Annotated in this window: 16 protein-coding genes; all 16 read left to right on the forward strand. The window is 36.1% G+C overall.

Going from position 1 to position 14,792, the window contains the following annotated elements; translation table 11 throughout:
* Positions 1–99 precede the first annotated feature (99 nt).
* On the forward strand, positions 100–822 hold the full coding sequence (locus V7014_RS01890) for an amino acid ABC transporter permease (protein WP_335503561.1): 723 nt from the start codon (positions 100–102) through the stop codon (positions 820–822).
* 46 nt (positions 823–868) lie between these two features.
* Positions 869–1,603, forward strand: coding sequence for an amino acid ABC transporter ATP-binding protein (locus V7014_RS01895; protein ID WP_335503565.1), 735 nt, complete (start codon positions 869–871; stop codon positions 1,601–1,603).
* Positions 1,604–1,766: 163 nt separating this feature from the next.
* Positions 1,767–2,216, forward strand: a complete 450-nt coding sequence (locus tag V7014_RS01900) for a MarR family winged helix-turn-helix transcriptional regulator (protein WP_335503568.1) — start codon at positions 1,767–1,769, stop codon at positions 2,214–2,216.
* 84 nt (positions 2,217–2,300) lie between these two features.
* Positions 2,301–3,239 carry a ring-cleaving dioxygenase gene (locus tag V7014_RS01905; protein WP_335503571.1) on the forward strand — a complete coding sequence of 313 codons (939 nt, stop codon included), beginning with the start codon at positions 2,301–2,303 and terminating at the stop codon, positions 3,237–3,239.
* A gap of 20 nt (positions 3,240–3,259) precedes the next feature.
* The gene (locus V7014_RS01910) at positions 3,260–3,868 is read left to right on the forward strand and encodes a flavin reductase family protein (RefSeq protein ID WP_335503573.1); all 609 of its coding nucleotides are present in this window, start codon (positions 3,260–3,262) and stop codon (positions 3,866–3,868) included.
* Between the two features lie 15 nt (positions 3,869–3,883).
* A complete protein-coding gene (locus V7014_RS01915) occupies positions 3,884–4,489 on the forward strand; it encodes an alpha/beta hydrolase (RefSeq protein WP_335503576.1) in 606 nt (201 codons plus the stop codon).
* Positions 4,490–4,562: 73 nt separating this feature from the next.
* On the forward strand, positions 4,563–5,228 hold the full coding sequence (gene wrbA / locus V7014_RS01920) for an NAD(P)H:quinone oxidoreductase (protein WP_335503579.1): 666 nt from the start codon (positions 4,563–4,565) through the stop codon (positions 5,226–5,228).
* 162 nt (positions 5,229–5,390) lie between these two features.
* The gene (locus V7014_RS01925; protein ID WP_335503582.1) at positions 5,391–6,389 is read left to right on the forward strand and encodes an iron-hydroxamate ABC transporter substrate-binding protein; all 999 of its coding nucleotides are present in this window, start codon (positions 5,391–5,393) and stop codon (positions 6,387–6,389) included.
* 22 nt (positions 6,390–6,411) lie between these two features.
* Positions 6,412–7,419, forward strand: coding sequence for a FecCD family ABC transporter permease (locus V7014_RS01930; RefSeq protein WP_335503587.1), 1,008 nt, complete (start codon positions 6,412–6,414; stop codon positions 7,417–7,419).
* Complete coding sequence (locus V7014_RS01935; protein WP_335503590.1) at positions 7,412–8,434, forward strand: FecCD family ABC transporter permease; 1,023 nt, start codon at positions 7,412–7,414, stop codon at positions 8,432–8,434. Before V7014_RS01930 ends, V7014_RS01935 begins: the two co-directional genes overlap by 8 nt.
* A gap of 15 nt (positions 8,435–8,449) precedes the next feature.
* Positions 8,450–9,268, forward strand: a complete 819-nt coding sequence (locus V7014_RS01940) for an ABC transporter ATP-binding protein (protein WP_335503593.1) — start codon at positions 8,450–8,452, stop codon at positions 9,266–9,268.
* A gap of 18 nt (positions 9,269–9,286) precedes the next feature.
* Positions 9,287–10,096, forward strand: a complete 810-nt coding sequence (locus V7014_RS01945; RefSeq protein ID WP_335503597.1) for an alpha/beta hydrolase — start codon at positions 9,287–9,289, stop codon at positions 10,094–10,096.
* Positions 10,097–10,322: 226 nt separating this feature from the next.
* Positions 10,323–11,663, forward strand: a complete 1,341-nt coding sequence (locus V7014_RS01950) for an APC family permease (RefSeq protein ID WP_335503600.1) — start codon at positions 10,323–10,325, stop codon at positions 11,661–11,663.
* Positions 11,664–11,680: 17 nt separating this feature from the next.
* Positions 11,681–13,306 carry an amidohydrolase gene (locus tag V7014_RS01955; RefSeq protein WP_335503602.1) on the forward strand — a complete coding sequence of 542 codons (1,626 nt, stop codon included), beginning with the start codon at positions 11,681–11,683 and terminating at the stop codon, positions 13,304–13,306.
* Between the two features lie 200 nt (positions 13,307–13,506).
* On the forward strand, positions 13,507–13,800 hold the full coding sequence (locus V7014_RS01960; protein WP_335503605.1) for a nucleotide pyrophosphohydrolase: 294 nt from the start codon (positions 13,507–13,509) through the stop codon (positions 13,798–13,800).
* Between the two features lie 143 nt (positions 13,801–13,943).
* Entirely contained in the window at positions 13,944–14,672 is a 729-nt protein-coding gene (gene pssA, locus V7014_RS01965; RefSeq protein ID WP_335503608.1) for a CDP-diacylglycerol--serine O-phosphatidyltransferase, read from the forward strand.
* The last annotated feature ends 120 nt before the right edge of the window (positions 14,673–14,792 follow it).

Raw genomic sequence — 14,792 nt, forward strand, 5'->3', positions numbered from 1 at the left:
AGTAAAAACCCGATTGCTTCAACTAATAATCGATGTGGATAGACGAACACCCCCATCGATTAAAGTTTCATTTTATTGTACGTTATAAGGGGGATATACGTGAGCTTTGAATGGTTAATGAGGATTATTTCGGAAAATGGACCAATGTTCATTCGTGGAGCTGGAGTAACGCTTTTGATTGCTACTGTAGGTACAATTCTAGGAGCGGTTATTGGATTGATAGCGGGAATAATCCGTACGATACCAATGCCAGAACGAGGAGCAAAAAGAATCGGTCTGAAAGTCATAAATGCAATTCTTTCAATATATATTGAATTCTTTCGTGGTACGCCAATGATCGTACAGGCAATGGTCATATATTATGGATTGGCGATGGCGTTTGATATACAATTGAACCCTTTAATAGCAGGTATGTTTGTTGTAACAATTAATACAGGAGCATATATGGCTGAAATTGTTCGAGGCGGTGTACTTTCTGTTGATAAGGGGCAATTTGAAGCAGCTCAAGCCATTGGTATGACTCATTTTCAAACGATGATGAATGTCGTTCTACCACAAGTTATACGCAATATACTTCCAGCAACAGGAAATCAATTTGTTATTAATATAAAAGATACTTCCGTGCTAAATGTAATATCTGTAACAGAATTATACTTTGTCACGAAATCAATTGCGGGCAATAATTTTAGATATTTCGAATCATTCCTTGTAGCTTGTGTGATTTATTTTGTACTAACTTTCTCTGTTACAAGAATTCTACGTTTTTTCGAAAAGAAATTAGATGGCCCGGAGAATTACAAAATGAATGGTCATCAACAATAGGTGTAAAAAGTAAAATGAGTATTTATATGGGTGGGTGAAGGATGGTTTGGAAAAAGTTATTGATATTCAACATGTAAGTAAGCGATTTGGCACACATGAAGTTTTAAAGGATATTAATTTTTCGGTAAATAAAGGAGAAGTAGTTTGTATTATCGGTTCTTCAGGATCAGGAAAATCGACGCTTCTACGTTGTGTGAATTTGTTAGAGAAGCCAAGTGGCGGAAAAATTATTTACCATAATGAAAACATATTAGAGGATAAGCATGATATTTATGAATATCGTACAAAGCTTGGTATGGTATTTCAGCAGTTTAATCTGTTTAATAACCATAATGCTTTAAAGAACTGTGTAGTAGGACAAGTTAAAGTGTTAAAGCGTTCAAAAGAAGAAGCAGAAAAAATTGCGATGAAGTTTTTGAAGGTAGTTGGGATGGAGAAATATATCCATGCTAAGCCAAGTCAATTATCGGGTGGACAAAAACAGCGTGTAGCTATAGCTCGAGCACTTTCTATGGAACCAGATGTGTTGTTATTTGATGAGCCAACCTCTGCTCTTGATCCGGAAATGGTTGGCGAAGTTCTGAAAGTTATGAAAGAACTAGCCCAAACTGGGCTTACGATGTTAATTGTAACGCATGAAATGGATTTTGCTCGTGAAGTTTCAGATCGTGTTGTCTTTATGGACAATGGTATTATTGCGGAAGAAGGAAGTCCGGAGCAAATATTTAACAATCCGACTCAAGAACGTACGAAGGAATTTTTAAAACGTACTTTAAGATAATATATAAAGTACAATACCCTCAATGGAGTGATTGCTATTGAGGCTTTTTTAATATTTCACCTAAAGATAATTCTAAGGAAAAGTGTTTGACAACTCATTTTATTTCAGTTATTATTATCTCATATTCGAGATAATTTAATTTGAAATAAAATGATTCGAAATAATGGACGTAAAGGACGTGATAACTTTGGAAACTAATTTATCCTTAAAGACATTGGTTGTGCTAATGCGTGCTTCACAATCCGTACAAGATATATTGAAACAAGATATGGGGAAATACGGTGTGAACCCGACTGAGTTTGCAGTATTGGAACTTCTTTTCCATAAAGGTGATCAGCCGATTCAACATATTGGTAAGAAAATATTATTAGCTAGCAGTAGCATTACGTATGTAGTTGATAAATTGGAATCAAAGGGTCTCGTTGAACGAAAAGCGTGCCCAACGGACCGACGTGTAACATACGCTGCTATTACAGCGAACGGTAAAGAGTTTATTGAAGATGCTTTTCCAAAACATGAAAAAACAATTGAAAGTATCTTCGGGAATTTATCGAATGAAGAATTAGAAACGACTATTGCATTATTAAAAAAAATTGGCCTTCCGAAGAGCTAATTTTTTTACAACATAATATCTCGAAATAGAGATATACGAATAGGAAATAAGTAATCGAGCAAATCTATTTAAGGAGAGATCATTATGGGTAAACAAACAATGGGTATTCATCATATAACAGCAATTGTTGGCCATCCTCAGGAAAATGTGGATTTCTACGCAGGCGTTTTAGGATTGCGTTTAGTGAAGAAGACCGTTAACTTCGATGACCCAGGAACATATCATTTGTACTTTGGTAATCAAGGTGGGGCGCCAGGAACGATTATTACTTTCTTTCCATGGGCTAATGCTCGCCAAGGTAAGATTGGTAGCGGTCAAGTGGGGGTTACTTCATATGTAGTACCAGTGGGAGCTATGACATTTTGGGAAGAACGACTTGCAAAATTTAACGTAGAGTTTGTGAAGACAGAGCGTTTTGGTGAGCAATATTTAACTTTTGTTGATCCACATGGTCTTTTATTAGAAATTGTGGAGAGAGAAGAGGGAGAAAAGAACGCATGGAGTTTTGGTGATGTATCTCCAAATGTTGCCATTAAAGGTTTCGGAGGAGCGACTCTTCTATCTACTAAACCACAACATACAGCTCAGTTGTTAGAGGAAGTTATGGGTCTTGAAAAAGTAGGGCAGGAAGGCGATTTTCTTCGATTGCGCTCTATAGGAGATATTGGGAATGTTATTGATATTAAATTATCTGTAGTAGAAAAAGGACAGATGGGAGTAGGAACAGTTCATCATATTGCTTGGCGCGCTAAAGATGATGCAGATCAATTAGATTGGAAGCAACATGTTAGTGAGTACGGCTATGGAGTTACACCTGTTCGAGACCGAAACTATTTCAATGCCATCTATTTTAGAGAGCACGGTGAAATATTGTTTGAAATTGCAACAGATCCTCCTGGATTTGCACACGATGAATCACAAGAGACCATGGGTGAAAAATTAATGTTACCACCACAGTATGAAGTCCATCGTAGTCAATTAGAAGAGATGCTAATACCCATTCAAGTAAGAGATATCGACTGAGTTGAGAAGGAGTGACGATTTTGATTTCCATTGATCCAAATGCTTTAAGTGAAAGAGAAAACTATAAGTTTTTGATAGGTAGCATCATTCCAAGACCTATTGCTTTTGTGACGACTGTTGCGAGTGACGGAACACTGAATGCAGCCCCGTTCAGTTTTTTCAATATCGTTTCATCGAACCCACCGCTTATTTCCATATCGGTTCAAAGGAAAAATGGAAAGCGAAAAGATACAGCAACGAACATCGTAGAATTACGAGAATTCGTTGTCCATATAGTAGATGAAACCATTGTAGATCAAGTAAATAAAACGGCTGCTCAGATTCCTCCTAATGAAAGTGAAATTGCGTTAACGAATTTAACAGTTATACCAAGTACAAAGATTGCGACCTCTGGGATAAAGGAAGCAAAGGTTCGAATGGAATGTATGTTAGAGCGTGTTATTGAATTAGGTGGAGATAATAATAATGGATGTGACTTACTTATTGGTAAGGTAGTTCATTATCACATAGAGGAAAATTTGTATAATCAAGGGCGAATTGACCAGAAGGCATTAGGAGCAGTAAGCCGTTTAGCTGGTAGTGATTACGCAAAAATTGGTGAGGTATTTTCTATAGAAAGACCTGAATAAATAGGGGGACTTTTTGTGAAGCATATATTTAAACAAGGTAAAAGTAAAGAGAAGTCAACTTTACTGCTACTACATGGAACAGGTGGCGACGAGCAAGATTTGCTACCGCTAGCAGACATAGTAGATACGGATGCATCTGTATTGAGTGTACGTGGGGAAGTATTAGAAAATGGAATGCCGCGCTTTTTCCGTCGTTTAGCAGAAGGAGTTTTTGACGAAGAAGATTTAGTGTTTCGTACACAACAATTGCATACATTTCTCGATGAAGCAGCACAAAAATATAGTTTTGATCGATCAAATATGATTGCCATTGGCTATTCAAATGGAGCTAACATTGCTGCAAGCTTATTGTTTCACTATAGTGATGCATTAAAAGGAGCTATCTTACATCATCCGATGGTTCCAAGACGAGGTATCGAATTACCCAACTTGAGTGATACGTCCGTCTTTATTGCAGCTGGTAAGAATGATCCGATTTGTCCTGCAGCGGAATCAGAGGAATTATTCACAACTCTTGAGCAAGCTGGAGCGGATGTAAAGATTCACTGGGAACAATTCGGGCATTCATTAACGCGCTCGGAGGTAGAGGAAGCAGCGGTTTGGTATAGCAAACAATTTTAATAAGATCTGGTAGTTATGAGGAAGTCCCTATTGGGAGGTGATTTCTCTAACATCATTTACAAGGAGAGACATCATGGGGTTTTTAGATAAGTTATTCAAAAAAACAAATGAACAGGAGAATGTAAAAATGGAAAATGTAAAATTAGCGGTAATTTATTATAGTTCAGGTGGAACAAACTACAAACTGGCGAAAATGGCTGAAGAAGGAGCAAAAGCTATTGGTGCAGAAGTGAAAGTTTTAAAAGTTGCTGAAACAGCTCCACAAGCTGCTATTGATTCTAATCCAGCTTGGAAAGCACATATTGAAGCTACTGCAGATGTTCCTGAGGTAACTTTAGCAGATTTAGAATGGGCAGATGCTATTATTTTCTCAGTGCCATCACGTTTCGGTAATATGCCAGGACAAATGAAGAATTTCTTAGATACAACTGGTGGTCTATGGTTCCACGGTAAATTAGCGAACAAAGTGGTAAGTGCTATGAGTTCAGCTCAAAATCCTCACGGCGGTCAAGAAGCGACTATTCTTTCATTGTACACATCAATGTATCATTGGGGTGCTATTGTAGCAGCTCCTGGCTACACTGATCCAGTAACTTTCGCTGCTGGTGGTAATCCTTACGGAACAAGTGTAACAGTAAATCAAGATGGTGAAATGGTCGAAGATGTAGAAGCAGCAGTTAAACATCAAGCAAAACGTACAGTAACAATTGCTGAAGCAATTAAAAAAGCAAATCAATAAGCAATATATAATTGGAAAAGCGACTGTCTCTTATAGACAGTCGCTTTTTTATCGTTTAAGTGGTTGGAATAAATTGAAAAAAATACTTGAAATAAAATATATATGAGTTTATATTTGATAATGATAATCATTATCAATAAACTATTAAAAAGGAGTATCATTATGAAGAAGAAAGTGTTCATGTTAGGACTAGCAGCAGTATTTAGTTTAGGTCTTGCAGGGTGCAACGATTCTGAAAAAGCAAGTCCAGAATCCAAAGAGGTTAGTCAAGATAAGGCAGGTAAGGAGTCAGCAGATGTAAGTAAAGAAAAATCAACTTCAGAAACGCAAACTATTACATATTTAAATGAACAATATACGCTTCCTAGTGAAGTCAATAAAATTGTCACAGCTAGTTTGGAAGCAATGGAAGATGCAGCGATTTTAGGAGTAAAACCTATAGGTGCTATTACGATTGGCGGAAAGCTACCAGCTTATGTTGCTGATGAATTAGAAGGAGCGCAATCAGTCGGGGAAAAAACACAACCAAACTATGAGACATTATTACAGATGAAACCAGATGTAATTCTAGGAACTTCTAAGTTTCAAGCGGATGTGGCAGAACAATTAAATAAAGTAGCGACAATGGTACCTGTATCACATGTTTCAACAAACTGGGAAGATAACTTACGATTAATGGCGCAGCTAACAGGTAAGGAATCAGAAGCAGATCAAATAATTAACGATTATAAAGCCGATGTTACAAAGGTAAAAGAGGAATTATCTGAAACTATTAAAGATAAAAAAATCGTAGTGCTTCGAATTCGTGCTGGAAATATGTTTGTATATCCAGAGGGTGTTTATTTAAATCCCGTCATTTATGAAGATTTAGGAGCTACTGTACCTGAAGAAATTAAGGCAGCTAAAGCACAAGAACAAATGTCCTTGGAAAAATTAGCTCAAATGAATCCAGATTATATTTTCTTGCAATTTGATGAAAGTGAAAACGCGGAGAAGCCAAAAACATTAGAAGAATTACAAAACAATGCTATTTGGAAGAGTATCGAAGCAGCAAAGAATAATCATGTATTCGTGAACGCAGTTGATCCTCTTGCGCAAGGTGGAACTGCTTGGAGTAAAACAGCATTTATAAAAGCAGTAGAGGAAAGTTTAACAAAGTAAATGGTAAGGTGCGTTAACTAAAATGAGGAAAATAAACTTTGCACCGATGCTGATTATAGGATTGTCACCTGGATTAATTATATTAACAATCTTTCTATCTATTTTATATGGTGCTAAACAGATTGATTATATGGTTGTATGGGATGCTATTTTTCATTTTGATTCAACCAATGTGGATCATAATATTATCATGACTTCTCGGTTGCCGAGAGTTTTAGCGGCACTATTAGTAGGTGCATTTTTGGCAATTTCAGGAGCACTCATGCAGGGGATGACAAGAAATTATCTTGCATCTCCTTCCATCATGGGCGTAACAGACGGTTCGGCTTTTGTTATTACACTTTGCATGGTTTTTCTACCTAATCTATCATCCTTTCAAATGATTGTTTTTTCAATGGTTGGTTCAGCCTTAGGAGCAGGGATTGTATATGGTTTTGGTTCATTATTACGAAATGGTTTATCACCTGTTCGTTTAGCGATTATTGGTACGGTTATCGGAACTTTTTTAAGTAGTATATCGGCTGCCATCGCTTCTTATTTTCAAGTTTCTCAGAATATAAGCTTTTGGTATAACGCAAAACTAAATCAAATTGATCCTGCTCTCTTAAAGATAGCTATTCCCTTTGGACTGATGGGTCTTATTCTAGCGTTACTTATTGCAAAATCGATAACAATTCTATCGCTTGGGGAGGATATTTCGATTAGTTTAGGTCAACGAACAAGATGGGTAAAAATTATTTCAATTTTTTCTGTTGTTTGTTTAACAGGAACGGCTGTTGCTCTAGTTGGAAAAATCGGTTTTGTTGGATTAATTATTCCGCATATTACACGCTTTATGGTCGGAGTAGACTATCGATGGATTATTCCATGTGCAGGTATTACTGGTGCATTGTTTCTAGCATGGAGTGATATTATAAGTCGATTTATTAATTATCCTTTTGAAACGCCAATCGGTGTAGTAACCGCTTTAATTGGTGTTCCTTTCTTCCTTTATTTGATTCGTACTAGAGGAGGAGAGAGACATGCATAAAGGTGCTTTAAAACGTTATGTAACATCACTTTTACTTCTGTCTATTTTTATACTAGTAGCCATTTATATAAGTCTTACAAATGGAACATTTGATATAGCCATGAAGGATGTAGTAAGAACGTTACTCCGAATACATCCTGTAGCTGATTATGATTTAGTAATATTTGATTTTAGGTTGCCTAGAATTGTGATTGCAGGATTAGTAGGTGTAGGTTTAGGTGTTGCAGGAGCTGTAATACAAGGAGTTACAAGAAATGGATTAGCCGACCCCAGTATTTTAGGCATTAATGCAGGCGCTGGGGCTGCTATTGTCATCTTTATGTTTTTCTTTCAAGATCAAGTGGCAGGGACAGGCTGGCTTGCCATTATGATACTACCTATCTTCGGTTTAATTGGTGGAATGGTTGCAGCGTTACTTATTTACATATTTTCTTGGAAAAATGGCTCATTAGATATGCAGCGGCTTATTTTAACTGGAATTGCCATTGGGACAGGTTTTGGAGCTCTTTCATTATATATTTCGCTAAAAATGAAAGCAGCTGATTTTGAAATGGCAACGGTGTGGATATCTGGGAGTATTTATAATGCTAATTGGCTTTATGTAGTGGCAATGCTACCTTGGATGATTATTTTAATTCCTATTATTAAGAAGAAAGCGTACTTGCTTGATTTATTTCAATTAGAAGAATCAAGTACGAAAAGTTTAGGGATTTCTGTAGAAAAAGAGAAATCTATTCTTATATTAAGTAGCATTGGATTAGTAAGCGCCTGTGTAGCGGTGTCTGGCAGTATAGGCTTTGTTGGCTTAATGGCACCACATATTGCGAAACGATTAGTTGGTATTCATCATAATCATGTCATTCCTATAAGTGGTCTCATTGGCATGTTGCTTGTTATCGTATCAGATTTTATTGCTAAGAATATATTTGCTCCTGCAGAGTTGCCAGTAGGAATTGTTATTTCAATTATAGGCGTACCTTATTTTCTATATTTATTAGTGAAAACAAAGGCATAAGAGGAGGAGTGATGAGTGAGCATTCTAAGAACGGAAGCTTTAGAGGCAACTTATGAGAAGTTTACCGTATTTAAAGATTTAAATATCCGATTGCAAGAGGGACAAATAACGACTATCATCGGTCCGAATGGGTGTGGAAAATCAACTCTGCTAAAAACAATTGGAAGAATCTTAAAACAAAAGAATGGAAAAGTGTATTTGCAAGACCAAGATTTGAGTAAGATTCCTACGAAGCAAATAGCTAAATATTTGGCGTTATTGTCTCAAAACCCTATTGCACCTTCTCAATTAAAAGTAGAGGAATTGATCTCATATGGACGATATCCACACCGTAACAATGTCAATAAAATGACCCTGAAAGATCAAGAAATCATTGAATGGGCTATGGAAATAACGAAAACAACAGCTTTTCGTTATCGTGAGATGGAGAATTTATCAGGTGGACAACGTCAAAAAGTATGGTTAGCAATGGCTTTAGCTCAAGAAACGAGTATTTTATTACTAGATGAGCCAACGACTTATTTAGACATGGCTCATCAACTTGAAGTTTTACAAATTGTAGAGCGATTGAATAAAGAACATAATTGCACAGTGGTGATGGTATTGCATGATATTAATCATGCTGCTCGCTTTTCGCATGAAATAATTGCTATGAAAACAGGAGAGATTGTAACGGTTGGAAAGCCTTCTACCATAATAACAAAGGAGGTATTAAAGGAAGTATTTCAAATTGAAGCTCGTGTGATGGTGGATCCTGTAAGTGGAGCACCTGTTTGCTTCGGCTATGATTGTATTTTAGAGGAAGAGAAAGAAGTTGTTTATGCAAATGTGTAAAGATGTGGAGGTATACGAATGTGTGATAACGTTTTGAAGAGAGAAGTAGTAATACCAGGAACAGAAGAATGGCTGATGCATTCTAGAACGAATGAACGTGTATATCGAATCATGGTTGCTAAACCTAAACAACCTGCTCCGCCATCAGGATATCCAATCATCTACGTGTTAGATGGCAATGCTTATTTTCAAACTTTTCAAGAAGCTGTCCGTGTTCAATCAGGACGTTCTGAAAAAACAGGGGTAAATCCTGCTATCGTTGTTGGAATTGGTTATCAATCAGAAGAAAGTTTTGATACGGAAAACCGTGTATATGATTTCACTCCACCTGATACGATTGTTGATCTACCAAAAAGACCAAATGGTGAGCCATGGCCTAAATCGGGCGGAGCCGAATATTTGTTGCGTTTTATAGAGGGAGAATTAAAGCCAAGTTTACAGAAACGATACGAGATTGATATGAAACAGCAAACTTTATTTGGGCATTCATTAGGTGGTTTATTTACATTATATGCACTATTCTTACGCTCCTCATTTCAAAACTACATAGCTTGTAGCCCATCTATATGGTGGAATAAACAATGTATTATTGAATATGAAAAACAGTGGATGTCTTTTGGAGCTTTAATTGATACTAAAATAGTTATTGCAGTTGGCTCATTGGAACAAGTACATATGGTTGAAGATGCTAAAGAAATGCATAGGCGAATAACGCAGAGTGCAAGTGAAAGAATTCAAACGTATTATTTGGAAGGTGATGGAGAAAATCATGCTTCAATTGTACCAACCGTTTTAAGTAGAGCTCTACGGTTTATAAATCAAATGTAATGTTGATTGTTATCGTAATAAAAGTAGCATAAGTCATACTTTGGCTTATGCTACTTTTTTATGCAATTCGGCATAAACTATGTTTATTTGAATAAGAATTGCTTTCTTACCTTTATACAAGTTGAAAAAAAATCATAAATACAGTGTTTTGATCTATTATTTAAAAATTGGCACAATTTTTGCAATATAATTTAATAGATTATTAACGTGTTAAAGGAGGAACTCTATGTCGAATCAGAAAGAAATGAAACGAACGCTGACTTTATTGCCAGTTGTCTTGTTTGGATTTTCATTTATGGCACTTGCCGCAGTATTTAGCACGTATGGTATTGCTGCTGAATTATCACATGGTATGGTTCCAGGAGCATACTTACTCGCTTTAATAGTTATGGTATTTACGGCATATAGTTATGGGCAAATGGCGAAAGTAATCCCTTCGGCTGGTTCAGCTTATGCTTATACTCAGCACGCCATTAATCCTTACATTGGTTTTCTAGTAGGCTGGGCAATCTTAATGGATTATTTGTTTATTCCTCTTGTGAATTTTTTGCTGTTTAGTATTTTTTTCTCTGCAGCGTTTCCTTCCATTCCAAGCTATGTTTGGATTATTGGAATGTTAACTTTGGTTACCATTATTAATATCAAAGGGGTGAAGCTTGCTACTCAGGCTAATACTCTTTTCACCGTCTTATCTTTACTTTTTATCGTTATATTTATTGGTTTAAGTATTAAGGAAATTCTAGCAGGAAGTGGAACAGGTACTCTGTTGAATCTTGATGCTTTTTATAATCCCGATCAGCCATTTTCTTATATTGTATCAGGTGCTGCGCTATTGTGTTTCTCATTTCTTGGCTTTGATACAGCTACTACATTCGCAGAAGAGACAATTGAACCACAGAAAACGATTCCTCGTGCCGTGTACATAATTACACTAACAGGTGGGTTAATCTTCATAGTAGTATCTTACTTCGCTCATAGCGTATGGCCGGATTATAGTACATTTGCAAATACTGATTCTGCTGCTCATGAAATAATTACGATGGTTGGAGGAAAGACTCTCGCTTCATTCTTCCTAGCTGTTTATGCTGTGTCAGCTTTTGGTTCTGCTATGTCGTCACAAGCAAGTGCATCCCGTGTTTTATATGCAATGGGTAGAGATGGGCAATTACCAAAGAAATTCTTCGGTACATTACATCCAAAAACAAAAACTCCTGTAAATAATATTTTACTAATTAGCGCCTTTGCGTTGCTCTCATTAGTATTGAGCTTGGGGCTAGTAGCTTCTTTTATAAACTTTGGAGCGTTTCTTGCATTTACTTGTGTAAACATATCTGTCATTTCTTATTTTTATATTAGAAGAAAGCAGCGCTCTGTTAAAGGAACCTTTCTGTATTTAATAATTCCTCTTATTGGAGTAGTTCTAGATGTCTGGTTGCTTATTAATTTAGATACGCCTTCTAAAGTTTTAGGAAGTATTTGGTTCGCATGTGGTTTGATCTATTTAGTATTTCTAACAAAAGGGCTAAAACAAAAACCACCACAAATAGATTTAACATTAGAACATTAAAAAAGGAGAGAAATAGATTGATCAAAGCAGATTTAGTTATAATTGGAAATTCCGTTTTTACAGGATTAAATGATCAGCCAGAGGAGTTAGCAATTGCAATTAAAGATAATAAAATCATTCAAGTAGTAAGTGAAGCAGAAATTCAAGACTACATATCATCTGAGACAGAAGTGATTTCGGCTGGTGATCGACTAGTTATGTCAGGCTTCCACGATGCTCACTTGCACATTATGCTTGGTAGTTTATTTAGTCATTATTGTGTGTCTTTAACAGAAGTGAAATCTTCTCAAGAAGCAGTGAAGAAAGTATATGAATATGCACAGCAACATCCAGATGCGGATTGGATTATTGGAACAGGTTGGGACCACACAGCTTGGGGAGAAAAAGATTTTCCAACTCGATATGTATTAGATGAAGTTTTAGTTGATCGACCAGTTGTATTATTGCATGCTGAAGGACATTATGGGTGGGTAAATACAAAGGCACTTGAATTATCTGGAATTACGAAAGAAACGGAAAATCCAGATTACGGAATTATTTATAAAGATAATCAAGGTGAACCATCAGGTATTCTAATTGAAACGGCTATTTCATTAGTGACCGACTATGCATATGATTTTCCAAAAGATCAACTAAGAAATATGGTTAGCCAATTTTTAGATCATGCGGCAGCTTTAGGAGTAACATCTGTAAATGATTTGTATGCTAGCCGAGCACATGAAAAGCTAGAAGCTTATAGTATTTATAAAGAATTTGATGATGAGAATAAATTAACAACGCGCTTCCACATGTATCCGCCATTAAATGGTGATATCGAAAAAGCGAAAGAACAACGCGCTTTATACAATTCTGATAAGCTACAATTAGCGGGATTAAAGCAATTTATTGATGGCGTTGTTACAGGGTACACAGCATACATGCTTGATCCATATGTTGATAAACCTGATACGAAAGGTGAGCTGGCTTACACAGTAGAGAAACTGGAGAAATGGGTTACAGAGGCAGATAAAGAAGGTTTTCAGATCCGCTTTCACACGATTGGTGATGGAGCAGTTCGTTTAGGGCTAGATTTGTATGAGAAAGCTCAGAAAGAAAATGGCGTCCGAGATTCTCGTCATGCGTTGGAACATATTGAAGTCATTGCTCCAGAAGATATACCACGCTTTAAGGAATTGGGCGTTATGCCTTCCATTCAACCGTTTCATATGGCACTTATGCCGCGTGAAAGTCATACGACGCGTGTAAGTTCAGAAAAATATCCTTATATTTATCCGAATGCTACATTGTTACGATCTGGAGCTACTGTTTCATATAGTAGCGATTATCCAATTGTTCCGTTAGAGCCAATGCTTGAACTTTATCATGCTGTAACACGAAAAGATAGTACGTTAGAAGAATCGTGGAATGAACAAGAAAAAGTAACATTAGCAGAAGCGCTTCGAGCGTATACGATAGGTTCAGCATATAGTGTTTTCCGGGAAAATGAATTAGGAACAATCGAAGCTGGTAAATTAGCAGATATTATCATTCTAGATCGCAATCTTTTTGCTGTTTCTGCAGAAGAAATTTTGCAAACAAAGGTAGATGTAACGGTGATGGATGGTAAGAAAGTATGGGAGCAAACAACGGTGATTGCAAAGTAATGATCCACTATCAACCAATAATACATTAAAATAAATATGAAAAGGTCAGTTTTTTGCTATTTAGTAGAAACCTGACCTTTTTTAAATCGTAATAGTATGTAGGTGAATTTTTAATATAATTACAGTATAAATTATAAAATTTTGAAAAACACATCACAAAGCAGTTAAAATAAATGTATTCGAGTAAAGGAGATCTGGTTATGAAAAACATCCAAGATAAAATTCTAGCATTTCGTGATGAAAGAGGTTGGAAACCATATCATGATGAGAAAGATTTAGCGATTTCCATTTCATTAGAAGCAAATGAACTACTGGAGAACTTTCAGTGGAAAAGCAGTGAAGAAGCCGTTGCAGCCACAAAGCAAAATATGAAGGAAGAGATTGCAGACGTGTTTATATATTTAGTTCAATTAGCTGATAAACTAGAGATTGATCTTGAAAAAGAAGTAGAAGCAAAGTTGATTAAAAATGCAGAGAAATATCCTGTACGTTAACCTAAAGGAATAGGCAACATTGGTTTTTTTATGAAGAATAGTGTAGGCTTTGTATGTAGTATTTTGAATGGAATAAATACCTGATAAGGGGATTGACAAGTGGACATAATATATCAATACAATCTTTATGAAAGAAGAAACTTATGAAGAAACATATACCTAATTTATTTACTTTTGGAAATTTATTTTGTGGTTTTCTATCATTACATTTTACATTTAACGGTGAAATAAAGAATGCGACAATCCTCATTTTTATCGCTATTATGCTAGATGCTGTTGATGGTAGAATAGCGCGTATTCTCGGGGTGTCAAATGATTTCGGGAAGCAATTAGATTCGTTAGCAGATGTTGTTTCCTTTGGTGTTGCACCAGCCTATATGGTTGCTCTTACATACTTGAATGACTGGGGAGTTTGGGGAGTTCTTCTTACCGCAATATTTCCTTTATGTGGTGCATTTCGTTTGGCAAGGTTTAATCTTACGAAAACAGAAGACTCCATGGAATATTTCACTGGAATTCCGATAACGATGGCAGGTGGATTAGTAACATTATTCATACTGCTTAACAATTATATCCATCCAGTAGTGTTTATGATTTTATTTTATCTGTTAGCATACTTGATGGTTAGTACAATTAAAATACCAAGTTTGAAAGATGTGAGGCTTCCGAAGAATGGTATTTTGACAAGTATATTCATGGTTTTCATGTTCTACTTATTTTGGAGAACGGACTTTAATCATGTACCTGGACTGTTTTATATATCGTTAGTGGTTTATTTGGCATTTATCATTTTACGTTTTATTAAGGAAAAAGAACCGAATCCGAACAAACAAAAAAAGAAAAAGCGAAAACGCCCAGCCAGAAAAAAGTGAAATGTATATAGAGTGAAAGATTGAAACGAATAACATTTAAACTAGAGTACAAAGCGTGTTCATAATAAACGAACACGCTTGTTTTTTTAGGATAAGAGAGTTATATAATTTTGTGCGGTG

The organism is Bacillus sp. JJ722, from assembly GCF_036963345.1.
Taxonomy (GTDB): domain Bacteria; phylum Bacillota; class Bacilli; order Bacillales; family DSM-1321; genus Bacillus_AD.